Here is a 24,076-nt window from a genome sequence, read left to right as displayed (position 1 = left end):
GATAATAAAATCATTGATAAGATTGCCTAATCTACATTCACATCAAGCGCCCCTCCAAGAAGAGCATCGTCTCCACAAATCTTTCAGACAAATGCTGCACACACAGAGCTTTGCACCGGCTTGCAAGGCTTTGCTTACTCTTCTCTTAGTCGATCATAGTTATCGTTGCAAGACAATTTGAAGCAATGTGAAACAGAGTGGTGCAATCACCACTTTTTTAGTGTTACCATCGGTTTACCGAGTGAGGGACTGAGGATGTCAGTTTTTCATTTGTGTGCCAGATTGTGTACCAATTTAGCGATTGTTGGTTAGATGGTTGCACAACTTACTGTAAACAAATAAATTTTCTCTTTGTATGTGATCTTACGTGTGGGTCACCACTGCAAATAAGGATATAACATGCCTGTTATTACTCTTCCTGATGGCAGCCAACGCCATTACGACCACGCTGTAAGCCCCATGGATGTTGCGCTGGACATCGGTCCAGGTCTGGCGAAAGCCACTATTGCTGGCCGTGTTGACGGTGAGCTGGTAGATGCTTCCGATCTGATTGAGCATGATGCGAAGCTCTCCATCATCACCGCGAAGGATGAAGAAGGTCTGGAGATCATTCGTCACTCCTGTGCGCACCTGTTAGGGCACGCGATCAAACAACTCTGGCCGCACACCAAAATGGCGATCGGACCGGTTGTTGATAACGGTTTTTACTACGATATCGATCTTGACCGTACGTTAACCCAGGAAGACGTCGACGCGCTCGAGAAGCGGATGCACGAGCTCGCTGAGAAAAACTACGATGTCATTAAGAAGAAAGTTAGCTGGTACGAAGCGCGTGAAACCTTCGTGAAGCGTGGCGAGACCTATAAAGTCTCCATTCTTGATGAAAACATTGCCCATGATGACAAGCCTGGCTTGTACCATCATGAAGAATATGTCGATATGTGCCGTGGCCCGCACGTGCCGAACATGCGTTTCTGCCATCACTTCAAACTGATGAAGACCGCAGGGGCATACTGGCGTGGCGACAGCAATAACAAGATGCTGCAGCGTATTTATGGTACTGCATGGGCAGATAAAAAAGCCCTGAATGCCTACCTGCAACGTCTGGAAGAAGCGGCCAAACGCGACCACCGTAAAATCGGTAAGCAACTTGACCTGTATCATATGCAGGAAGAGGCGCCGGGTATGGTGTTCTGGCACAATGATGGCTGGACTATCTTCCGTGAACTGGAAGTCTTCGTTCGTTCAAAACTGAAAGAATACCAGTATCAGGAAGTGAAAGGTCCGTTCATGATGGACCGTGTGCTGTGGGAAAAAACAGGTCACTGGGATAACTACAAAGATGCGATGTTCACGACCTCCTCTGAGAACCGTGAGTACTGCATTAAGCCCATGAACTGCCCGGGTCACGTGCAGATCTTTAATCAGGGTCTGAAGTCCTATCGCGATCTGCCGCTGCGTATGGCCGAGTTTGGTAGCTGCCACCGTAATGAGCCGTCAGGCGCGCTGCATGGCCTGATGCGTGTTCGTGGCTTCACTCAGGATGATGCGCATATCTTCTGTACAGAAGAGCAGATCCGTGATGAAGTTAACGCCTGTATTCGTATGGTCTACGATATGTACAGCACCTTTGGCTTCGAGAAGATCGTCGTCAAACTGTCCACTCGCCCCGAAAAACGTATCGGTAGCGATGAAATGTGGGACCGTGCTGAAGCTGACCTGGCCGTTGCGCTGGAAGAAAACAACATCCCGTTTGAGTTCCAACTGGGTGAGGGCGCATTCTACGGTCCGAAAATTGAATTTACCCTGTATGACTGCCTCGATCGTGCATGGCAGTGCGGTACTGTACAGCTGGACTTCTCTCTGCCGTCCCGTTTAAGCGCCTCTTATGTTGGCGAAAACAACGAGCGTCAGGTGCCGGTTATGATTCACCGCGCAATTCTTGGGTCGATGGAACGTTTCATCGGTATCCTGACCGAAGAGTTCGCTGGCTTCTTCCCGACCTGGCTTGCGCCAGTTCAGGTTGTGGTCATGAACATCACCGATTCTCAGTCTGAATACGTTAACGAATTAACGCAGAAACTACAAAATGCGGGTATTCGTGTAAAAGCAGACTTGAGAAATGAGAAGATTGGCTTTAAAATCCGCGAGCACACTTTACGTCGTGTCCCTTACATGTTGGTCTGTGGCGACAAAGAGGTAGAAGCAGGCAAAGTTGCCGTGCGCACCCGTCGTGGCAAAGACTTGGGCAGCCTGGACGTAAATGAAGTGATTGAGAAGCTGCAACAAGAGATTCGCAGCCGCAGTCTTCAACAACTGGAGGAATAAGGTATTAAAGGCGGAAAACGAGTTCAAACGGCACGTCCGAATCGTATCAATGGCGAGATTCGCGCCCTGGAAGTTCGCTTAACAGGTCTGGAAGGCGAAGCTTTGGGTATTGTGAGTCTGAGAGAAGCGATCGAAAAAGCTGAAGAAGCTGGAGTAGATTTAGTTGAAATCAGCCCTAACGCCGAACCGCCAGTTTGTCGTATTATGGACTACGGCAAGTTCCTTTATGAAAAGAGTAAGTCTTCTAAGGAACAGAAGAAAAAGCAAAAAGTTATCCAGGTTAAGGAAATTAAATTCCGTCCTGGTACCGACGATGGCGATTACCAGGTAAAACTCCGCAGCCTGGTACGCTTTCTGGAAGATGGCGATAAGGCTAAGATCACGCTGCGTTTTCGCGGTCGTGAAATGGCCCACCAACAGATCGGTATGGAAGTGCTTAACCGCGTCCGTGACGATCTGAGTGAACTGGCAGTAGTCGAATCCTTCCCAACGAAGATCGAAGGCCGCCAGATGATCATGGTGCTCGCTCCTAAGAAGAAACAGTAAGGCCTTCAAGTAGCAATGTCTGTGGAGCCTGCGGGTTCCACAGCCGTTGTTCGCCTACGTTTCGTTTATTAACAATGCGAAGTGGAAGTTATTAAAATGCCAAAAATTAAGACCGTACGCGGTGCTGCTAAGCGCTTCAAAAAAACCGGTGGTGGTGGATTTAAGCGTAAGCACGCAAACCTGCGTCATATTCTGACCAAAAAATCTACTAAGCGTAAACGTCACCTGCGTCCAAAAGGCCTCGTGTCTAAAGGCGATCTGGGTCTGGTTATCGCGTGCCTGCCGTACGCATAAGCCGTTAACGTTTAATTAATTTTTTTACTAAGAATATAGATACAGGAGAGCACATATGGCTCGCGTAAAACGTGGTGTAGTTGCCCGTGCACGTCACAAGAAAATTTTGAAACAAGCTAAAGGCTACTACGGTGCGCGTTCTCGCGTATACCGCGTTGCCTTCCAGGCTGTTATCAAAGCTGGTCAGTACGCTTATCGTGACCGTCGTCAGAAAAAGCGTCAGTTCCGTCAACTGTGGATTGCGCGTATCAACGCAGCAGCACGTCAGAACGGTATTTCTTACAGCAAATTCATCAACGGCCTGAAAAAAGCCTCTGTTGAAATCGACCGTAAGATCCTGGCTGACATCGCAGTATTCGACAAAGTAGCGTTCACCGCTCTGGTCGAAAAAGCGAAAGCAGCTCTGGCATAAGCCGGTGAAAAGAGGGAGCCTGGCTCCCTCTCTTTTATTTGTAGTGCAATCAATTGGTTGACAATTTATTCGTAAGCCTTTTCAATAAAGGTTGTCCGGTTTTTACCACACAAGGTAACGCAAGCATGAATGCTGCTATTTTCCGCTTCTTCTTTTACTTTAGCACCTGAACTCAGGAGGCTTGCGCGTGAAAGAAGAAACGGAAAACAGCGCCTAAAAGCCTCCCTGGTGGAGGCTTTTTTTATACGCGTCATCCTTCAAGTTGTCTCTGTGTTGGCTGCATTCGCTTACCCCAGTCACGTACTGATGTTCGTTCCTGAGGGTTTGCTCTTTTGCCGCCGTGACACAACTTGAATGATTTTGCGTATTTACGAGCGACTAGTGAATATCGCAACATAACGAGGAAAACCATGTCACATCTCGCAGAGCTGGTTGCCAGTGCAACGGCCGCCATTAACCAGGCTTCAGATGTTGCCGCGTTAGACAATGTCCGCGTCGAATATTTGGGCAAGAAAGGGCATCTGACCCTTCAGATGACTACCCTGCGCGAACTGCCGGCGGAAGAGCGTCCGGCTGCAGGTGCGGTGATAAACGAAGCCAAAGAGCAGGTTCAGCAAGCGCTCAACGCGCGTAAAGCCGAATTAGAAAGTGCTGCGCTGAATGCACGTCTGGCTGAAGAAACGATCGATATCTCCCTGCCAGGGCGTCGCATCGAAAACGGCGGTTTGCATCCGGTAACACGTACTATCGACCGTATTGAAAGTTTCTTCGGTGAGCTGGGCTTTACCGTGGCGACCGGTCCGGAAATCGAAGATGACTATCACAACTTCGATGCACTGAATATTCCTGGCCATCACCCGGCGCGCGCTGACCACGACACTTTCTGGTTTGATGCGACGCGTCTGCTGCGCACACAGACTTCCGGCGTGCAGATCCGCACCATGAAGGAAAAACAGCCACCGATTCGTATTATCGCCCCGGGTCGCGTATATCGTAACGACTACGATCAGACGCACACCCCGATGTTCCATCAGATGGAAGGGCTGATTGTTGATACCAACATCAACTTCACCAATCTGAAAGGTACGCTGCACGATTTCCTGCGCAACTTCTTTGAAGAAGACCTGCAGGTTCGTTTCCGTCCTTCCTACTTCCCGTTCACCGAACCTTCTGCGGAAGTGGACGTGATGGGCAAAAACGGTAAATGGCTGGAAGTGCTGGGTTGCGGAATGGTTCACCCGAACGTGCTGCGTAATGTCGGCATCGATCCGGAAATATACTCTGGCTTTGCATTCGGCATGGGTATGGAGCGTCTGACCATGCTGCGTTACGGCGTGACCGATCTGCGCTCTTTCTTCGAAAACGATCTGCGTTTCCTCAAACAGTTTAAATAAGGGCAGGATAAAACAATGAAATTCAGTGAACTGTGGTTACGCGAATGGGTAAACCCGGCGATTGATAGCGATGCGCTGTCAAACCAAATCACGATGGCGGGTCTGGAAGTTGACGGTGTGGATCCTGTTTCCGGCGCGTTCAACGGCGTTGTAGTGGGCGAAGTGGTTGAGTGCGCTCAGCACCCGAACGCTGATAAACTGCGCGTCACCAAAGTGAATGTAGGCGGCGAGCGCCTGCTGGATATCGTCTGCGGCGCGCCAAACTGCCGTCAGGGGCTGAAAGTGGCCGTGGCAACCGTTGGTGCCGTTCTGCCGGGCGATTTTAAAATCAAAGCCGCGAAACTGCGCGGTGAGCCGTCTGAAGGTATGCTGTGTTCGTTTTCCGAGCTGGGCATTTCCGACGATCATAACGGTATTATCGAACTGCCAGCCGATGCGCCAATTGGTACGGATATCCGTGAATATCTGAAGCTTGACGATAATACTATCGAAATTAGCGTCACCCCGAACCGTGCCGACTGCTTAGGGATTATCGGTGTCGCACGTGATGTTGCTGTGCTGAACAAAGCTCCGCTGGTTGAGCCGGAAATGGCACCAGTAGCCGCAACCATTAGCGACGTCCTGCCGATTCAGGTCGAAGCTGTGGAAGCCTGCCCACGCTATCTGGGCCGTGTGGTGAAGGGCATCAACGTTAAAGCGCCAACCCCGCTGTGGATGAAAGAAAAACTGCGTCGTTGCGGGATCCGCTCTATTGATGCCGTGGTTGACGTAACGAACTATGTGCTGCTCGAACTGGGTCAGCCAATGCATGCTTTCGACAAAGATCGCATTGAAGGTGGGATTGTTGTCCGTATGGCAAAAGAGGGGGAAACCTTGGTATTGCTGGACGGCAGCGAAGCGAAGCTGAACGCGGATACGCTGGTGATTGCAGACCATAACAAAGCGCTGGCGATGGGCGGTATCTTTGGCGGCGAACACTCCGGTGTGAATGATGAAACGCAAAACGTCCTGCTGGAATGCGCATTCTTCAGCCCGCTGTCTATTACCGGTCGCGCACGTCGTCACGGCCTGCACACCGATGCGTCTCACCGCTATGAGCGCGGTGTCGATCCTGCGCTGCAACATAAAGCCATGGAACGCGCTACGCGCCTGCTGATTGATATCTGCGGTGGTGAAGCGGGTCCAATTATTGACGTGACGAACGAAGCCACGCTGCCAAAACGCGCAACTATTACGCTTCGTCGTAGCAAACTTGATCGTCTGATTGGGCACCATATTGCGGATGAGCAGGTGAGCGATATTCTGCGTCGTCTGGGTTGTGACGTTACGGAAGGGCAAGATGAGTGGAAAGCGGTAGCCCCAAGCTGGCGTTTCGACATGGAGATCGAAGAGGACCTGGTCGAAGAAGTCGCCCGCGTGTACGGTTATGACAATATCCCGAATACGCCAATTCAGGCGGGACTTATCATGGGTACGCATCGTGAAGCGGATTTATCGCTGAAACGTGTGAAAACCATGCTGAATGATAAAGGCTATCAGGAAGTTATTACCTACAGCTTTGTCGACCCGAAAGTTCAGGCGCTGCTGCATCCAGGAGAAGAAGCGCTGCTGCTGCCAAGTCCAATCTCTATTGATATGTCGGCAATGCGTTTGTCCCTGTGGACAGGCCTGCTGTCTACAGTAGTGTATAACCAGAACCGTCAGCAGAACCGCGTGCGTATTTTCGAAACGGGTTTACGTTTTGTACCGGATACGCAGGCCAACCTCGGGATCCGTCAGGATCTGATGCTGGCGGGTGTGATCTGCGGTAACCGTCATGATGAACACTGGAATCTGGCAAAAGAGACCGTTGATTTCTATGATCTGAAAGGCGATCTGGAGGCGGTGCTCGACCTGACCGGCAAACTGGCGGACATTCAGTTCAAAGCTGAAGCAAATCCAGCCCTGCATCCAGGTCAATCTGCGGCGATTTATCTGAAAGGTGAACGCATTGGTTTCATTGGGGTTGTTCATCCTGAACTGGAACGTAAACTGGATCTGAACGGTCGCACTCTGGTGTTTGAACTGGAGTGGAATAAGCTCGCAGACCGCGTGGTGCCTCAGGCGCGTGAAGTTTCTCGCTTCCCGGCGAACCGTCGCGACATCGCAGTTGTTGTGGCAGAAAACGTTCCCGCTGCGGATATTTTATCCGAGTGTAAGAAAGTTGGCGTAAATCAGGTAGTTGGCGTAAACTTATTTGACGTGTACCGCGGTAAGGGTGTTGCGGAGGGTTATAAGAGCCTCGCTATCAGCCTGATCCTTCAGGATACCAGCCGTACACTTGAAGAAGAGGAGATTGCCGCTACCGTCGCCAAATGTGTAGGGGCATTAAAAGAGCGATTCCAGGCATCATTGAGGGATTGAACCTATGGCGCTTACAAAAGCTGAAATGTCAGAATATCTGTTTGATAAGCTTGGGCTTAGCAAGCGGGATGCCAAAGAACTGGTCGAGCTGTTTTTCGAAGAGATCCGTCGTGCTCTGGAAAATGGTGAGCAGGTAAAACTCTCTGGTTTTGGTAACTTCGATCTGCGTGATAAGAATCAACGTCCGGGACGTAACCCGAAAACGGGCGAAGATATTCCCATTACAGCACGGCGCGTGGTGACCTTCAGACCCGGACAGAAGTTAAAAAGCCGAGTCGAAAACGCAACGCCCAAAGAAGAGTGATTTAACGATCAGCTAAGTCACTTGCTCTGCCATCAAAGCGGCAGCGCAAACCATGATATATAACTAAAAAGGCCGCTCTGCGGCCTTTTTCCTTTTCACTACCGAATCAGCACCGTAGAATCACCTTCATCTCTTTTCAGCAGAATGGAAAACATGCTGACTTTCGCCCATCTACAGCAGCGACGAAATGTGCGCTGGATATTGTCACTGTCAGTACTGATGCTGCTGGCAACGATTCTAAGTTTGTGCGCAGGAGAACAGTGGATCGCCCCTGGCGACTGGTTCAGTGCCCGCGGCGATCTGTTCGTCTGGCAAATCCGACTTCCCCGAACCCTGGCCGTTTTGCTGGTAGGCGCTGCGTTGGCCTTATCTGGCGCAGTGATGCAAGCTCTGTTTGAAAACCCGCTGGCGGAGCCTGGGTTATTGGGCGTGTCTAACGGTGCAGGGGTAGGACTCATCGCGGCAGTGCTGCTGGGACAGGGCCAGCTTCCAGGCTGGGCGTTGGGTTTATGCGCCATCGCCGGGGCGCTGATTATCACGCTTATTTTGCTCCGTTTCGCCCGTCGCCATTTGTCTACCAGCCGCCTGCTGTTGGCGGGGGTGGCGCTGGGAATTATCTGTAGCGCGCTAATGACATGGGCCATCTATTTTTCCACGTCTTTCGATTTGCGACAGCTGATGTACTGGATGATGGGAGGTTTCGGCGGCGTCGACTGGCATCAGGCCTGGCTAATGGTGGCGCTGATCCCAGTACTGGTGTGGATCTGCTGTCAGTCGCAGCCGATGAATATGCTGGCGCTGGGGGAGACTTCTGCACGCCAGCTGGGGCTGCCATTGTGGTTCTGGCGTAATCTGCTGGTTGTCGCTACGGGCTGGATGGTTGGCGTCAGCGTGGCGCTGGCGGGGGCGATTGGCTTTATTGGGCTTGTGATCCCACATATTCTGCGGCTGTGCGGTTTAACCGATCATCGCGTGTTACTGCCGGGCTGTGCGTTGGCTGGCGCTATCGTATTACTGTTAGCTGATGTTGTCGCGCGTCTGGTGTTGGCCTCGGCTGAGCTGCCTATCGGCGTGGTGACGGCCACCATGGGCGCACCGGTATTTATCTGGCTATTGCTAAAAGCCGCGCGCTAGAACGTGTTGGTTCGGTCTATGATTAAAAACTGAAAATCCACTTGTTGTTCTGGAGATGCTATGCAAAACACTATCCTCGATACAGAAGTGATCACCATCGACGGTGAGGTTACCTCACTGCAGCCGTATTCCGGAAATGTGCTGTTAATTGTCAACGTGGCGTCAAAATGTGGGTTGACGCCGCAATATGAGCAACTGGAGAACCTACAGAAAACCTGGCATCAGCAGGGTTTCACCGTACTTGGATTCCCTTGCAACCAGTTTCTGGGCCAGGAGCCGGGCAGCGAAGAGGAAATCAAAACGTACTGCAGTACTACCTGGGGGGTTACCTTCCCGATGTTCAGCAAGATTGACGTTAACGGCGAGGGACGCCATCCACTGTATCAGAAACTGATTGATGCCGCGCCAACAGCCACTACGCCTGTGGAGAGCGGATTCTATGAGCGCATGGCGAGTAAAGGTCGGGCGCCGCTCTACCCGGACGATATTTTGTGGAATTTCGAGAAGTTTTTAGTGGGGCGAGATGGTCAGGTATTGCAACGATTCTCACCCGATATGACGCCTGAGGATCCCATCCTGGTGCAGTCTATCAAGAAGGCGCTGGTAAACTAATGTCTCGATTGATGCAGCTACAGGACGTAGCGGAATCAACCCGGCTCGGCCCGCTTTCCGGTGAGATAAAAGCGGGGGAGATCCTGCATTTAGTGGGCCCTAACGGCGCCGGAAAGAGCACGCTGTTGGCGCGGATGGCGGGTCTGACGACCGGAGAAGGCAGTATCACCTTTGGTGATATGTTGTTGGACGAATGGCCAGCGGCAAAGCTGGCGCAATATCGTGCCTATCTTGCGCAACAGCAAAACCCGCCGTTTGCGATGCCGGTCTGGCATTTTCTGACGCTGCATCAACCAGATAAAGCACGTACCGATCAGCTACAGGACGTCGCCGATACGCTTGGGCTTGGAGATAAGCTGCCACGTAGTGTGAATCAGCTCTCCGGCGGAGAATGGCAGCGCGTGCGCCTGGCAGCGGTTATCCTGCAGATTTGCCCGCAAGCGAATCCCTTTGGCCAGCTTTTACTGCTGGATGAGCCGATGAACAGCCTGGACGTGGCGCAACAAAATGCACTGGATCGGTTGTTGAGTCAGCTGTGTTTGCAGGGCATCGCGATTGTTATGAGCAGCCATGACCTTAATCACACCTTACGCCATGCGCATAAGGCCTGGCTCCTTAAACGCGGGAAGTTGCTTGCCAGCGGCCCACGGGATGCAGTGCTGACGCCAGCTAATTTGACTGCGGCTTATGGCGTAAACTTCCGTCGTTTGGACATTGAAGGCCACAGAATGCTCATATCAACCACTTAAGTTAAATGGGTTCTTGAAAATCATATAATTTCCACGCTAAATTGGTATAAAAATATAATTCAGAGGATTCTTCCTGAATGCGCTTTTGGCTTATTTTCATCACAGCATTGTTTTTGGCGGGCTGCAGCAGCCATCGTGCTCCTGCGCCAAATGCTCGCTTGTCGGATTCTATCGCCGTTATCGCCGGTCTGAATGACCAGCTACAAACCTGGCACGGAACACCCTATCGTTACGGTGGCATGAGTCGTAGCGGGGTAGACTGTTCTGGATTTGTTTTGATGACAATGCGCGACAAATTCGATCTGCAACTCCCGCGTGACACACGCACACAATCAAAGATTGGTACCGAAATTGATAAAGATGATTTGCTGCCAGGCGATCTGGTTTTCTTTAAAACCGGATCAGGGGAAAGCGGTCTGCATGTCGGAATTTACGATACCAACAATCAATTTATTCATGCCTCAACCAGTCGCGGAGTTATGCGCTCGTCACTGGATAACGTTTACTGGCGTAAAAACTTTTGGCAGGCGCGACGTATTTAATCCTCATAAGACACAAGGCTGCCAACGACTGCGCAGCCTCGACATCACCATTTGAAAGTTAACTTTTATTTCTGCCGCCAGCCGAACAATAACCCTGAGCATTAAGAGCGTATTTTGCTAAAAATATGATTTATTCCGAGATATTAAAAAGTGCAAAGCTGGATATTCGCTTATAATCAGGATAAGCTAAAAAAAAGGATTCGATTTACTGGCTAAAAAGGGAAAAATGAAAGAGCCTCTACTTGCATCAGCAATAACGTATTTCTCCATCCTTTGCTACAGGATGCCGGATAACACCTATGCAGAGGGGCTGGCACGATGATTGTTTCACTGGATACGCTATACCATTCAGAGTTTTCTTTTCTTCCTGCGAGAAGCGAAAAAGGCGATCTTGAATACGTTGATATCATCACCAGTTTTGCCAGTGAGCAGGGGGGCGTGCGTATACCCACCGAGCTGGTACTGCCTCGGATGTCGGACGATGAGCAATGTCGCTTATTTACCGAAAAGCTTGATTTAATCGAAACGTGCCAACATTTTTTTATTCAACGAAAAGTTTCTGCCTGGATTAATTTAACGCCGGCAATTGCTAATACTTTATTATCAGATGATAAATTTGCTTCACAAGTTGAACGATTTTCGTTTCTGGAAATGGCAATTAATGAAAACTTTCCAGAGTTAAATAATGGAAGAGAGAATCCAACGCTGGCTGCATTGGCGGCGCGATTTCCATTAGTACTGACAAACTATGGTGCTGGCGGGATATCTACCCGGGCAATTTTTGATGGGCTGTTCAAACGCGTCGTGTTGGATAAAAACTTTGTTCAACAAAGGATTGCACATATTTCATTTGAGCCATTTATGCGGGCTATCCTGGCGCAGATATCTCCCTGTAGTGAGTCCGTCATCATTAGCGGTATTGATACACCAGAGATGTTAGCACGTGTATTACCTCTGGGATTCAGTGCCATGCAGGGAGGATTATGGCCTGCCGTGCCTCCTGCGCAGATAATTTCGCTCGCTAAGAAATGACCCTATTATTTGCTGGTGTTTAACAGACTATTAACAGTCTACACTAGAGGCAGGAGGCCCTATGACCCTGTCTTTTACCACCCGCTGGCGTGATGAGTTACCAGCAACCTATACAGCTCTTTTGCCTACTCCCCTGAAAAATGCGCGCCTGATCTGGCATAACGATGCGCTGGTGGAGCAATTAGCGATACCGGAGTCGCTATTTGATATTCCAACCGGTGTAGGTGTTTGGGGAGGCGAATCGCTGCTGCCCGGGATGTCGCCTGTAGCGCAAGTTTATAGCGGGCATCAGTTCGGTGTTTGGGCAGGCCAGCTTGGCGATGGCCGCGGGATCCTACTAGGCGAACAACAACTTGCGGATGGCTCAACGCTTGACTGGCACCTGAAAGGGGCCGGGCTTACGCCTTATTCCCGCATGGGAGATGGGCGCGCCGTGCTGCGCTCGACAATTCGCGAGAGCCTGGCCAGCGAAGCGATGCATTATCTGGGCATACCGACCACGCGGGCATTGTCGATTGTGACCAGCGACACGCCGGTGTATCGCGAAACGGTAGAAGCAGGAGCGATGCTCATTCGTGTGGCGCAAAGCCATATGCGCTTTGGCCATTTTGAACACTTTTACTATCGTCGCGAGCCGGAAAAAGTGCGCCAACTGGCTGACTTTGCGATTCGGCATTACTGGCCGCAATGGCAGGAAGAAGCCGATAAGTATCTGTTGTGGTTTAATGATGTTGTCACGCGTACTGCAACACTAGTCGCTGACTGGCAGGCGATAGGATTCGCGCATGGTGTGATGAACACGGACAACATGTCGATTCTGGGGCTGACGATGGATTACGGTCCATTCGGTTTTCTTGATGACTACGTGCCCGATTTTATCTGCAACCACTCAGACAATCAGGGGCGATACAGTTTCGATAATCAACCAGCCGCGGCGCTGTGGAATCTGCAACGTCTGGCGCAAACCCTGTCGCCATTTATCCCGGTCGAGGCGCTCAATGATGCGCTGGACAGTTACCAACTGGCACTGTTGACTCGCTACGGTCAGCGGATGCGGCAAAAACTCGGCTTCTTTAGCGAGCAAAAAAACGATAACGATCTGCTTAGCGAACTGTTTAGTCTGATGGCGCGAGAAAGAAGCGATTATACGCGAACGTTTCGCATGCTCTGCCAAACGGAACAACACAGTGCGCAATCCCCGCTGCGCGATGAGTTTATCGACCGCGCGACGTTTGACGACTGGTTCGCTCGGTATCGCGCGCGCCTGCAGCAAGACGGCATCGCCGATGCGGTCAGACAAACGCAGATGAAAGCGGCAAATCCGGCAATGGTGTTACGTAACTGGCTGGCGCAGCGGGCGATTAGTCAGGCGGAGCAGGGGGATTACGCCGAACTGCATCGGTTGCATTCAGCGTTGCGTACTCCGTTTGTCGATCGTGATGATGACTATGTCAGCCGTCCTCCTGACTGGGGTAAACGGCTGGAGGTGAGCTGTTCGAGCTAAGGTGCCAGAAACACCTGCGGGGACACGGTGGCCGGATGCTGACCAACGTGTATCTGAGCACCGTACCAGTGCTGCAGATCATCGGCCTGTAACACAGCCGCCGGCGTTCCCTGCGACACCAGCCTGCCGTTGTGCAGCAGCACTATTTTGTCTGCCCACAATGCGGCGAGGTTCAGATCGTGAAGCACAATACACACATGTAGCTCTTGTGACGCGGTGAGCGTCTTCAGCAGGCGCAACAAATGCTGCTGGTGATAAAGATCCAGCGCCGAAGTAGGCTCATCAAGGAATAACCAGCCACGAGGCGCACCGTCGCACCAAAGTTGCGCCAGCGCACGGGCCAACTGTACGCGCTGTTGTTCGCCGCCGGAAAGCGCGGCGTATTGCCGGCCCGCCAACGGTGTGCATCCGGTCATTTCCATCACCTGAGCGATGAGTCGTGGCTCCGGCCGCGGCGTCCAGGGCGCGCGTCCCATCGCGATAACGGCCTCTACCGGCCAGTCAAATCCCAGCCGTGTTTGCTGGCGCATCACTGCCCGATGTCGTGACAGCGTCTGGGGAGGCCATTCATCCAGCGGTTTGTCCGCCAGCATGCAGCATCCGCTCGCCGGTTGCAGAAAACCGGTCATCAGGCGCAGCAGGGTGGATTTCCCCGCGCCGTTTGGGCCAATGAGCGCCACCAGTTCACCTTTTGCGAGGGAGAGGGATACGTCGTTAATCACCGATCTGCCAGCCACACGATAATGAAGCCCTTCAGCGATGAAATGTTCAGCCATGCGGTCCTCGCTGACGAAAAATAAGCCATAAAAACCACGGAGCGCCAAGGAGACTGGTTAACAGACCGACTGGCATCTCCGCAGGCGCAACCGCCGTACGGGCCAGCGTGTCGGCAACCAGCAATAAAAACGCGCCCGCCAGCACGGAGCCGGGGATAACGGCCCGATGGTCTGAACCGAGCCACATACGCATTAAATGTGGGATAACCAACCCGATGAAGCCAATGACACCGGTTACCGCTACGGCTGAGGCAACCAGCAATGCGCTACACAGTAGCAAAATACGTTGAACGCTACGCACATCTACACCGAGATAATGCGCGTCTTCTTCACCCAGCTGCAGCAGGTTCAGCGCCGGTGCCAGACGCCAGATGGTCAGTACCGTCGGGATAGTTAGTGACGTGACAGCCAGCAGCGTTGACCACTGCGCGGCCCCCAGACTTCCCATCCCCCATAACGACAACTGGCGCAATTGCGCATCATTACTGACCCATGACAAAACGCCAACCGCCGCTCCGCAGAGCGCGTTAATTGCAATACCGACCAGTAACAGACGTGAGAGTGAACCGCCGCGCTGTTGGCTGAGGATAAAAATCACTACCGTTGCCGCCAGGGCGCCAATAAAAGCGGCCAGCATTGGGGCGTACAGCATCAACAATGCGGGTAAAGAGACAGGTAGCACGACCCATAAAGCGACGGCGCAGGCGGCACCGCTGCTTATGCCCAGCAATCCCGGATCGGCAAGCGGGTTGCGAAACAGTCCCTGCATCACGCAGCCTGCGAGCGCGAGAGCGCCACCAATGATTAACGCCAGCAGGACGCGCGGCAGACGAATTGTGAGCCAAATTTGACGCAGCGCTTCATCGCCATCGCGCCAAAGCAGACTTACCGGCAGGCGCAACGCGCCAAAACCGGTAGCCAGGATGGTTGCCACGACCAACATGAAGGCGAGTGCCCATAAAGAACAACTGATTCGTCGGGACATCAGGGCAATTGCTCTGCTTTGGCGCGAAGCTGCAATATCGCCTGTGGCGTGCGTATGCTAAAGCCGAGCAGCGCCATATCGTCAATCTGCAATACCTGTTTATTCCGTCCAGCTGGCGTCTGCGCAAGACCCGACAGCGCCCACAGGTTCGCTTCGCCACCCATAGCCTTAACGCCATCTTGTGAAATCACTACCAGATCGGGCTGGCTGGCAATGACGCCTTCTTGTGACATCGGCTGATAGCGGGTAACGCCCTGCATGGCGTTGCGCAAACCGGCGGCACGAATCGCCGCATCGGCTCCGGTTTGTTGGCCTGCTGCCATCGCGGTCATTCCGCCATGATTGAGAATAAACAGTACGCGTTTGTTAAGTCCGGATGACGGCAATGCCGCCAGTTCCTGACGTAAGCGGGTGCGCAGCGTTTCGCCCTCATCCTCCCGGTGGGTTGCTTCGGCGATGACGCGGATTTTTTCATCAATCACGTTGAGATCGTTGCTTGCCGGGATCGTGACAACCCTGACATTGCTCTGCTCAACCTGTTTTAGCGCCAGAGAGGGCTGCGCCTGTGCGCTGGCAAGGACCAGCGTAGGGCGGGTGGCAAGGATCCCTTCGGCGTTGAGTTGGCGCAAATAGCCCACATCCGGCAATGCGGTTGCCGCTTCCGGCCACTGGCTGGTGCTGTCGAGCGCCACAAGAGATGACTGTGCGCCCAACGCGTAGACAATCTCCGTGACATCCCCACCGAGCGCAACAACTCGTTCCACGGGCGCAGCCAGCGCTGCGATGGGCAGCAGAGCAATCAGGACCAGCAGTTTTTTCATGCGGCAAGTCCTTTCGGCGTGAGCGCGTCAATCTGTGCGCGCCATTGCGTCTGCTCAGGTTCGCCTTCCGTACGTTGACCATACAACTGGGCGATTTGCGTGCCATCGGCAGCAAACAGTTCCAGACTGGTGACGTGGCCATCGGCGGTCGGTTTGCGCGTTACCCACGTTTCTGCCACGCTCTCTTCCAGCAGATGTAAGGTAAATGCCGGGTTGAATATATTCAGCCAGCCTTTCATCGACACCAGTTTTTCTATTACGCCGGTAAAAATCTGTACGCACCCGCGATTACCTACGAAGACCATAATTTCATTGCCATCCTGGCGTGCGGCATCAAGTAACTGCGCCAGTGCACGATTAGAAACTTTGCAGGCCAGATCGTCACCAACGAGATTAAATGCCTGTTGACGGGTGAGCTCGTGGCGTTTCAGCAGACTGAAGAACTGATGTACATCGGTCATGGCTCGCCACTCTTGATCAACCGTATGCGCATCGACCGTGATGGCGGCTGGTGCAGACGTGTTAGCAGGTTGCAGTACCAGTGGCGGGTTTTCAGCGAAGATGAAACGGGTCAGCAACGCAGCCCATTCCTCAACGAGAGTATTCTGTGTGGCATAGACTTTCAGCAGCGCATCCCCCTGATGGTTAAAGAACTGAATGCTCTGACGCTCGCCGTGGGCCGTGGTCTCACTGATATGGAAGGCGCTTGCCCACTGATTAAGGAACAGACGCAGGTCGAGGGCGCGCGGATTAAGAACCAGTCCGGCATGACCGTTCAGGTGCTGATTGGTAAAAGCGCCAACCTGTTCATGCACCGCATATTCGTTGCGGCAAATGCATTTGGTTTCGCCTACGGCTTCCAGTGCGCCGAGGATTTCGCGGACTTTGCCACGTAAGCGCCAGGCGTCATGGCCGACGCGCGCAAAGGTCAGCTCGGCTTCACTAATATTCATCAACCCTGCAATATCGCGTGCGTATTTACCGGGATTTTCTTTCTTCAGTTCCAGCCAGCGTGTGTAATGATTCATTGTCTCTTCCTTCCAGATTGCTACCCCGGCGAACCGGGGAAAAGTGATTACCACTGATAACTCACGAAAATTTTGCCATTGCGACCATCCTGCGGAATGCCTTGCGGCGACCAGTACTCTTTGTCGAAGGCGTTGCCCAGCACCAGCGTGGTGGTCATGCCTTTCAGCGCTTGTTGACCCTGATAGCTCACGTAGAAATCGTTTACCGCATAGCCGGGCTGTTTAGCGTAGCTGCTGCTGATATGCGTGGAGCGGTCGGCAAATGTCCCTATCCAGCCCACGGAGAATCCGCTGTGCGCAACCGGCACATTCAGTTTGCTGGTGACGGTGTCCGGGTTAATGCTGGAAATGTATTCACCCGTGTCAGTATCTTTGCCGCGCGTACGGTTATAGGCCATGTCGAGGCTGAATAAGTCGGCGGTATATTTCGCCATGACGTCCCAACCCCAAATTTTGGCGTTGGGGACGTTATAGGACATCGTTGTTGCGGCAGCAAAGTCGACGCTGGTGGAAATGTAATCTTTCGCTTTGGTGTCGAAATAGCTGGCTTTAAATTCGAGCGCATCGCTCGCCATCAGCAGATCGTCAAAGCGCAGGCCAAATCCGTATTCCTGCGTTTCGTTGGTTTCCGGACGCAGGTTAGGGTTGGGTACCCAGTAGTTAGTGTAGAAACGACCAATAGAGAAATGTTTAGCATCGTTATACATCTCGCCCATGGTCGGCGCACGGAAGGCCTGAGCGTATGAACCGAACAGCATCAGCCAGTCGGCTGGCGTAACGGTGAGTCCGGCGCGGGACGACCATTTGTCGGCATCAACATCCGCGTAACCATCGCTGCTACCGCGATACGAGTCATAACGGGTCCCACCGAGCAGCGTAACCGGCAGGTCGCGCAGGGTGATTTCATCCTGTAGCCAGCCGGAGCTGAAATCGATCTTTGCCTCCGGGAAACCGGTGGTTGTGCCGCCAGGCTGTTGTTCCTGACGATAATATTCGCCGCCATAGGTCAGCAGGTGAGAGGCAAAAGAGTCGGTAAACAGGCGGCTGCGATTGTCGATTTTACCGCCTTTGGTGGTCTGTTTGCGAAATTCGCTGGTGTTATCCATGTTTTGTGCATTAATGCGCGCTTCGGACCAGTAAATACGGGCATCCGCGTTCAGCCAGTCATTGTCTGCCGGAGCGAGCGAGTAGGTCAGTTGCGCATCGCGCTGGATGGTTGAACGGTCAGTCATCGGGTTGCTGGTGGCATCCGTCGCGCTGGTTTGTGGGTTCTTAGGTTCACGGGCCTCATTGTTGTAGTAGCGTAACGAGCCTGCCAGCGTCTGGGCGCCGTCAATTTTCCAACTGCCTTTCGCCAGCATATTGTTGATCGCTTCGTCGTTTGGCGCCGTAGTACCGTCGCTCTGGCGCAAATCACCGCGATCGCGACTCGACCATGCAAGCAGTCCGTCCAGCGTATCGGTGCGCCCAAACGCGCTGGCGCCCATACCGAGGCTGTGATCGCCGGTTGCCGCAGTACCAAATACGCGGTAACCGCTGTTTTTTCCGGCTTCCAGCAGATCCTTGGCATCCGCAGTGTCATACGCGATCACGCCGCCAAGTGCGCCGCTGCCGTACAGCAGTGCAGAGGGACCGCGTACGACTTCGATGCGTTTGATAAGCGCCGGGTCGAGGAAGGTACTGTTCAGGTGCCCGGTATCAGTTCCCTGGCGAACGCCGTCAACCAGCACCAGAACGCCGCGTCGATCGTAGCCGCGCAGATTCACGTCCTGACCGTTGGTGCGCCCCGTGCCATCGAGGGTCAGCCCTGGAACCTTGCGTAGCAGGTCAGCAGCCGAACTGGCGGTCTGGTTTTCCGGGGCGGTGGCATCTATCACGCTGACCATCATTGGCGCTTCAAAGACGCTACGGGCGTTGCCGGTGGCGGTGACGGTCATATCTTCGACCGCTGCATACGCGATGGCGGGCAGGCTACTGACAATCGCCAGCGCCAACAGCGAAGGACGTAGGGATGCGGTGTGCAGGTATGGCATAGCAACTCTCCATTAGGAAATCGAAAAGCGCTGGCTGCCTGGGTATGACCTGGGTGGCTGGCGAACAGTATTGTTTATTTGGTCAGAATGAGTTTTCCGGTTTGGGTCTGGCGCAGCAAGTAGTGCTGACCATCATGTTCTATGATCACGCGTCCTTCTTTACCCAGCAGGCTTTTGCTGTCAATTTGACGCTCATTTGGCGCGGCAGAAGGCGGTGCATTTTCTTTTGCAGACGTTGTTGTTGAGTTATCCATACGTGACATAGTGTTTAAAAATAACAATCAATGTAACAATGATAATCATTATCATCAAACAGCAAATTTGCGGCAAGCATTTTTGTGAAATAATTGTGACGAGAACGGATTTTGTACAGCAAAGAGGGGGAAAACACAGGATTAGCACCGGGCAACGTAGTGTTACCCGGCGAACAGCATTAAAAACGGCTATCAACCGCAGAGGCGAGTTTTTCAACCAGCAGTTCGGTATCCTCCCAGTTCAGGCACGGGTCAGTAATGGACTGACCGTACACCAGCGGCTGGCCGCTAACGATTTTTTGCGTACCTTCACGCAGGAAACTCTCGGCCATAATCCCGGCAATCGCCGTCGAACCATTACGAATTTGCAGACAGACGTCATCGCATACTTCCAGCTGACGACGATGCTGCTTCTGGCAATTGCCGTGACTAAAATCGACCACCAGATGCTCAGGCAGCGAAAATTCGTGCAGCGTATCGCAGGCGGCGGCAATATCTTCCGCATAATAATTCGGTTTTTTACCGCCGCGCATGATGATATGCCCGTAAGGATTACCGCTGGTCTGGTAAATGGTCATCTGGCCGGTTTTATCCGGTGAGAGGAACATGTGACTGGCGCGAGAGGCACGAATTGCATCGACGGCGATACGCGTATTGCCATCTGTACCGTTCTTAAAACCGACCGGGCAGGAGAGCGCGGATGCCATCTCGCGGTGGATTTGGCTTTCGGTGGTGCGCGCGCCAATGGCTCCCCAACTGATTAAATCGGCAATAAACTGACCGGTCACCATGTCGAGGAATTCTGTTGCCGTCGGTACGCTTAATTCATTAACCTGCAACAGCAGTTTACGCGCCAGTTCAATGCCGTGATTTACGCGGTAGCTGCCGTTTAAATCCGGATCGGAAATTAAACCTTTCCAACCCACGACGGTGCGCGGTTTTTCAAAATAGGTGCGCATTACGATTTCCAGACGCGCCTGATGTTTCTCGCGCAGGGCCTGCAAACGCGTCGCGTATTCCATGGCGGCATCAAGATCGTGAATCGAGCAGGGACCCACGATCACCAGCAAACGCGGGTCTTCACCATTTAAAATTTTTTCTATCCGGCGTCGGGATTCCGTGACATGACGGGCGACGGAGGACGAAACAGGATACCGTTGCGCAAGCTCTGCTGGAGTGACCAGGTTGTCAATACGCGCAGTACGGAGTTCATCGGTTCTGTTCATTATTTGTCTCAGAAATTTGTTGCTTCAACGGCAGGACTACCGGGAAGTGATGTACATCACAATATCACACTCATCCTGCCTGGTGGCGAGCATCATAACAAAAAATCGAACCAATGAACTAGCGTTCTAGTACATGCGCCGATTCAGCCCCATAATGTCGAGGATCTTGGTAGCAATCTCTTCTACCGAATAATTGGTACTGTTCAGCCATGGGATTTGATTTTTCCGGTATAGCGCTTCTACCTCAGCAACTTCCATCCGGCACTGGCGCAGCGAAGCGTACCGACTGTTCTCCCGGCGTTCTTCGCGGATTGCCGCCAGGCGCTCTGGGTCGATGGTCAGGCCGAACAATTTATGCTGCAACGGCTTCAGGGACGCTGGCAGTACCAGATTATCCATATCATCGGCAATAAAGGGGTAGTTGGCGGCGCGAATACCAAACTGCATCGCCAAGTACAAACTGGTCGGTGTTTTGCCGCAACGGGAAACGCCAAGCAGGATCACCTGCGCCTGATCGAGGTTGCGCAACGAAATACCATCATCATGGGCAAGGGTGTAATCAATAGCGGCAATGCGCGCGTCGTATTTGTTGAGATTACCGGGATTCAGACCGTGGGTGCGATGGGCGATTGGCGTGGGATCGAGCTTCATCTCGTGCTGCAGCGGAGCAACCAACGCCTGCACGATATCCTGACAAAAACCCTCGCTTTGCAAAATGATTGAGCGTATTTCTGGCAGGACGATGGAGTAGAACACCAGAGGACGCACGCCAGTTTGTTGGTAGATCGCGTCAATCTGGTCTTTTACCGCCCGCGCACGGCTCTCATTTTCCACAAACGGCAGCGTAATGCTGCTGATCGTGACCGGAAATTGCGACATTACCGCGTGGCCCAATACCTCGGCGGTGATGGCCGTACCATCAGAAATATAAAATACATGACGATCAACAGCATTATCCATTTTGCTCATCCTGGGCAGACATAATTCTCTGAAAGCATAAATTAAAATTCGCCAGAAGCGAATATTGCTGCATCTTTTTTATAAAATGAAACGGTATTTTTATATTTAATGAAAAGTACATTTCATTTTTCGGAACAAATGTTTATACCGGTAGTTTTTGTGGAGATCCCCTGTGGCTCGCGGGTTTGCGCAAATGCGGAAACAATCTGAAAAAATAAAAAATAAAGTTGCTTGAACGATTCACCGTTTTTTTCGCTGGAGTAAATATGCAAAGATAATTACGCAAAATTGAGTTTTCTAACCTCGTTCAAATATAAGGATTGTTCGATGTCCAACAATGGCTCGTCACCGCTGGTGCTTTGGTATAACCAACTCGGCATGAATGATGTAGACAGAGTTGGGGGCAAAAATGCCTCCCTGGGTGAAATGATTACTAACCTTTCAGGTATGGGTGTTTCCGTACCGAATGGTTTTGCAACGACCGCCGATGCGTTTAACCAGTTTCTGGACCAAAGCGGTGTAAACCAGCGCATTTATGAGCTGCTGGATAAAACGGATATTGACGATGTCACCGAGCTTGCAAAAGCCGGCGCGCAGATCCGCCAGTGGATTATCGACACTCCTTTCCAGCCGGAGCTGGAAAATGCCGTCCGCGATGCCTACGCGCAGCTGTCAGCGGACGATGCCCATGCATCTTTTGCCGTGCGTTCTTCCGCCACCGCAGAAGATATGCCAGATGCGTCATTTGCCGGGCAGCAGGAAACCTTCCTCAACGTCCAGGGATTTGATGCTGTACTGGTTGCTATCAAACACGTATTTGCCTCGCTGTTTAACGACCGAGCGATCTCTTATCGTGTCCACCAGGGTTATGACCATCGTGGCGTAGCGCTCTCTGCGGGTGTGCAGCGGATGGTGCGCTCAGACCTCGCGTCTTCCGGCGTCATGTTCTCCATCGATACCGAATCCGGTTTCGATCAGGTGGTGTTTATCACGTCTGCATGGGGCCTGGGCGAGATGGTCGTGCAGGGCGCCGTTAACCCGGATGAATTCTACGTGCACAAACCGACGCTGGCGGCTAATCGTCCGGCTATCGTCCGTCGCACAATGGGTTCGAAAAAGATCCGTATGGTCTACGCGCCAACCCAGGAACACGGTAAGCAGGTAACGATTGAAGATGTCCCGCAGGAACAACGCGACATTTTCTCCCTGACCAATGCTGAAGTGCAGGAACTGGCGAAGCAGGCGGTGCAGATCGAGAAGCACTACGGTCGTCCGATGGACATCGAATGGGCGAAAGACGGTCATACCGGCAAGCTGTTTATTGTGCAGGCGCGTCCGGAAACCGTGCGTTCTCGTGGCCAGGTGATGGAGCGTTATACGCTGCATGCGCAGGGTAAAATTATTGCTGAAGGTCGTGCCATCGGTCACCGCATTGGCGCGGGTCCGGTCAAAGTCATCCAGGACATCAGCGAAATGAACCGTATCGAACCCGGCGATGTGCTGGTGACTGACATGACCGACCCGGATTGGGAACCGATCATGAAGAAAGCAGCGGCGATTGTCACCAACCGTGGCGGTCGTACCTGTCACGCGGCGATCATCGCCCGTGAGCTGGGGATCCCGGCAGTGGTTGGCTGTGGCGATGCTACCGAGCGCATGAAAGACGGTGAGAAGGTTACTGTCTCCTGTGCCGAAGGTGACACCGGTTATGTTTACGCTGACATGCTCGACTTTAGCGTGAAGAGTTCCAGCGTCGAAACCATGCCGGATCTGCCGTTGAAGGTGATGATGAACGTCGGTAACCCGGACCGCGCTTTCGACTTCGCCTGCCTGCCAAACGAAGGTGTTGGCCTGGCACGTCTGGAATTTATCATTAACCGCATGATTGGTGTACACCCTCGCGCGCTGCTGGAGTTCGATGACCAGACGCCTGAGTTGCAAAACGAAATCCGCGCCATGATGAAAGGTTTCGATTCTCCACGTGAATTCTACGTGGGTCGTCTGACGGAAGGGATCGCGACGCTGGGGGCGGCGTTTTATCCGAAACGCGTCATCGTGCGTATGTCTGACTTTAAGTCCAACGAATATGCCAACCTCGTCGGCGGTGAGCGTTATGAGCCGCATGAAGAGAACCCGATGCTGGGCTTCCGTGGAGCGGGCCGTTACGTTGCTGATAGCTTCCGCGACTGTTTCGCGTTGGAATGTGACGCAGTGAAACGTGTCCGTAACGATATGGGCCTGACTAACGTCGAAGTGATGGTGCCGTTTGTACGTACCGTAGCGCAGGCGAAAGCGGTGGTGGAAGAGCTGGCGCGTCAGGGGCTGAAACGCGGTGAGAACGGGCTGAAGATCATCATGATGTGTGAGATCCCGTCCAACGCCTTGCTGGCCGAGCAGTTCCTTGAATACTTTGACGGCTTCTCCATTGGTTCAAACGATATGACGCAGCTGGCGCTGGGTCTGGACCGTGACTCTGGTGTGGTTTCTGAACTGTTTGATGAGCGTAACGACGCGGTCAAAGCCCTGCTGTCGATGGCGATTCGCGCAGCCAAGAAACAAGGCAAATACGTGGGTATCTGCGGTCAGGGTCCCTCTGACCACGAAGACTTCGCGGCCTGGCTGATGGAAGAGGGGATCGACAGCCTGTCGCTGAACCCGGATACCGTCGTGCAGACCTGGCTGAGCCTGGCTGAACTGAACAAGTAACATTATGCCGGATGGTGGCGTAAGCGCCTTATC

The 24,076-nt window shown here is 52.7% G+C and carries 23 protein-coding genes and 1 other annotated feature; of the genes, 15 read left to right on the top strand and 8 right to left on the bottom strand.

Features of this window, described 5'->3' with window-relative positions:
* The first annotated feature begins 399 nt into the window (after window positions 1-399).
* From thrS to selO, 14 genes are all read left to right on the top strand, one after another.
* On the top strand, window positions 400-2,328 hold the full coding sequence (gene thrS / locus OGX99_RS21380) for a threonine--tRNA ligase (protein WP_003832572.1): 1,929 nt from the start codon (window positions 400-402) through the stop codon (window positions 2,326-2,328).
* A gap of 3 nt (window positions 2,329-2,331) precedes the next feature.
* Complete coding sequence (gene infC, locus OGX99_RS21375) at window positions 2,332-2,874, top strand: translation initiation factor IF-3 (protein WP_048997935.1); 543 nt, start codon at window positions 2,332-2,334, stop codon at window positions 2,872-2,874.
* Between the two features lie 96 nt (window positions 2,875-2,970).
* Window positions 2,971-3,168 (top strand): 50S ribosomal protein L35, encoded by a 198-nt coding sequence (gene rpmI / locus OGX99_RS21370; RefSeq protein ID WP_003030583.1) that lies wholly within the window; start codon window positions 2,971-2,973, stop codon window positions 3,166-3,168.
* Between the two features lie 55 nt (window positions 3,169-3,223).
* Window positions 3,224-3,580 (top strand): 50S ribosomal protein L20, encoded by a 357-nt coding sequence (rplT, locus tag OGX99_RS21365; protein WP_003030578.1) that lies wholly within the window; start codon window positions 3,224-3,226, stop codon window positions 3,578-3,580.
* Window positions 3,581-3,700: 120 nt separating this feature from the next.
* Window positions 3,701-3,825, top strand: a sequence feature (Phe leader region).
* Window positions 3,706-3,750: a pheST operon leader peptide PheM gene (gene pheM / locus OGX99_RS21360; protein ID WP_001386830.1), complete on the top strand. Its 45-nt coding sequence runs from the start codon at window positions 3,706-3,708 to the stop codon at window positions 3,748-3,750. Its footprint overlaps the feature before it by 45 nt.
* A 165-nt stretch (window positions 3,826-3,990) precedes the next feature.
* Complete coding sequence (gene pheS, locus OGX99_RS21355) at window positions 3,991-4,974, top strand: phenylalanine--tRNA ligase subunit alpha (RefSeq protein ID WP_103770153.1); 984 nt, start codon at window positions 3,991-3,993, stop codon at window positions 4,972-4,974.
* Window positions 4,975-4,989: 15 nt separating this feature from the next.
* Window positions 4,990-7,377, top strand: coding sequence for a phenylalanine--tRNA ligase subunit beta (pheT, locus tag OGX99_RS21350; protein WP_187259542.1), 2,388 nt, complete (start codon window positions 4,990-4,992; stop codon window positions 7,375-7,377).
* 4 nt (window positions 7,378-7,381) lie between these two features.
* Window positions 7,382-7,681: an integration host factor subunit alpha gene (gene ihfA / locus OGX99_RS21345; RefSeq protein WP_003030571.1), complete on the top strand. Its 300-nt coding sequence runs from the start codon at window positions 7,382-7,384 to the stop codon at window positions 7,679-7,681.
* A 153-nt stretch (window positions 7,682-7,834) separates the two neighbouring features.
* Entirely contained in the window at window positions 7,835-8,815 is a 981-nt protein-coding gene (btuC, locus tag OGX99_RS21340; RefSeq protein ID WP_151225373.1) for a vitamin B12 ABC transporter permease BtuC, read from the top strand.
* A gap of 60 nt (window positions 8,816-8,875) precedes the next feature.
* On the top strand, window positions 8,876-9,427 hold the full coding sequence (locus tag OGX99_RS21335; RefSeq protein WP_151225374.1) for a glutathione peroxidase: 552 nt from the start codon (window positions 8,876-8,878) through the stop codon (window positions 9,425-9,427).
* Window positions 9,427-10,176: a vitamin B12 ABC transporter ATP-binding protein BtuD gene (gene btuD / locus OGX99_RS21330; protein ID WP_151219020.1), complete on the top strand. Its 750-nt coding sequence runs from the start codon at window positions 9,427-9,429 to the stop codon at window positions 10,174-10,176. Before OGX99_RS21335 ends, btuD begins: the two co-directional genes overlap by 1 nt.
* 77 nt (window positions 10,177-10,253) lie before the next feature.
* The gene (locus tag OGX99_RS21325) at window positions 10,254-10,718 is read left to right on the top strand and encodes a C40 family peptidase (protein ID WP_151219021.1); all 465 of its coding nucleotides are present in this window, start codon (window positions 10,254-10,256) and stop codon (window positions 10,716-10,718) included.
* A 318-nt stretch (window positions 10,719-11,036) separates the two neighbouring features.
* Complete coding sequence (locus tag OGX99_RS21320) at window positions 11,037-11,750, top strand: EAL domain-containing protein (protein WP_187259540.1); 714 nt, start codon at window positions 11,037-11,039, stop codon at window positions 11,748-11,750.
* Between the two features lie 61 nt (window positions 11,751-11,811).
* Window positions 11,812-13,254, top strand: coding sequence for a protein adenylyltransferase SelO (selO, locus tag OGX99_RS21315; RefSeq protein ID WP_151219022.1), 1,443 nt, complete (start codon window positions 11,812-11,814; stop codon window positions 13,252-13,254).
* Here selO and OGX99_RS21310 read toward each other — a convergent pair.
* From OGX99_RS21310 to ppsR, 8 genes are all read right to left on the bottom strand, one after another.
* Window positions 13,251-14,030, bottom strand: a complete 780-nt coding sequence (locus tag OGX99_RS21310) for a heme ABC transporter ATP-binding protein (RefSeq protein WP_151219023.1) — start codon at window positions 14,028-14,030, stop codon at window positions 13,251-13,253. The genes selO and OGX99_RS21310 overlap by 4 nt on opposite strands.
* On the bottom strand, window positions 14,023-15,015 hold the full coding sequence (locus OGX99_RS21305; protein WP_286545020.1) for a FecCD family ABC transporter permease: 993 nt from the start codon (window positions 15,013-15,015) through the stop codon (window positions 14,023-14,025). The genes OGX99_RS21310 and OGX99_RS21305 overlap by 8 nt, the downstream gene beginning before the upstream one ends.
* A complete protein-coding gene (locus OGX99_RS21300; RefSeq protein WP_187252539.1) occupies window positions 15,015-15,836 on the bottom strand; it encodes a heme/hemin ABC transporter substrate-binding protein in 822 nt (273 codons plus the stop codon). The genes OGX99_RS21305 and OGX99_RS21300 overlap by 1 nt, the downstream gene beginning before the upstream one ends.
* Window positions 15,833-16,864, bottom strand: coding sequence for a hemin-degrading factor (locus OGX99_RS21295; RefSeq protein ID WP_252838328.1), 1,032 nt, complete (start codon window positions 16,862-16,864; stop codon window positions 15,833-15,835). The genes OGX99_RS21300 and OGX99_RS21295 overlap by 4 nt, the downstream gene beginning before the upstream one ends.
* 47 nt (window positions 16,865-16,911) lie before the next feature.
* Window positions 16,912-18,897, bottom strand: a complete 1,986-nt coding sequence (locus OGX99_RS21290) for a TonB-dependent hemoglobin/transferrin/lactoferrin family receptor (protein ID WP_151225378.1) — start codon at window positions 18,895-18,897, stop codon at window positions 16,912-16,914.
* A 74-nt stretch (window positions 18,898-18,971) separates the two neighbouring features.
* A complete protein-coding gene (gene hemP, locus OGX99_RS21285) occupies window positions 18,972-19,160 on the bottom strand; it encodes a hemin uptake protein HemP (protein WP_151219026.1) in 189 nt (62 codons plus the stop codon).
* A 170-nt stretch (window positions 19,161-19,330) separates the two neighbouring features.
* Window positions 19,331-20,377, bottom strand: a complete 1,047-nt coding sequence (gene aroH / locus OGX99_RS21280) for a 3-deoxy-7-phosphoheptulonate synthase AroH (RefSeq protein ID WP_151219027.1) — start codon at window positions 20,375-20,377, stop codon at window positions 19,331-19,333.
* Between the two features lie 126 nt (window positions 20,378-20,503).
* Window positions 20,504-21,337 (bottom strand): posphoenolpyruvate synthetase regulatory kinase/phosphorylase PpsR, encoded by an 834-nt coding sequence (ppsR, locus tag OGX99_RS21275; RefSeq protein WP_003030553.1) that lies wholly within the window; start codon window positions 21,335-21,337, stop codon window positions 20,504-20,506.
* A 327-nt stretch (window positions 21,338-21,664) separates the two neighbouring features.
* On the opposite strand from ppsR, the gene ppsA reads away from it, so the two are divergent.
* The gene (gene ppsA, locus OGX99_RS21270) at window positions 21,665-24,043 is read left to right on the top strand and encodes a phosphoenolpyruvate synthase (RefSeq protein ID WP_187252536.1); all 2,379 of its coding nucleotides are present in this window, start codon (window positions 21,665-21,667) and stop codon (window positions 24,041-24,043) included.
* Window positions 24,044-24,076 lie beyond the last annotated feature (33 nt).

It is taken from the genome of Citrobacter sp. Cu096 (assembly GCF_030332285.1).
GTDB classification, from domain to species: Bacteria; Pseudomonadota; Gammaproteobacteria; order Enterobacterales; family Enterobacteriaceae; genus Citrobacter; species Citrobacter meridianamericanus.
The sequence above is the reverse complement of the archived record's forward strand: the minus strand, read 5'-3'. Positions and strand labels throughout refer to the sequence as shown.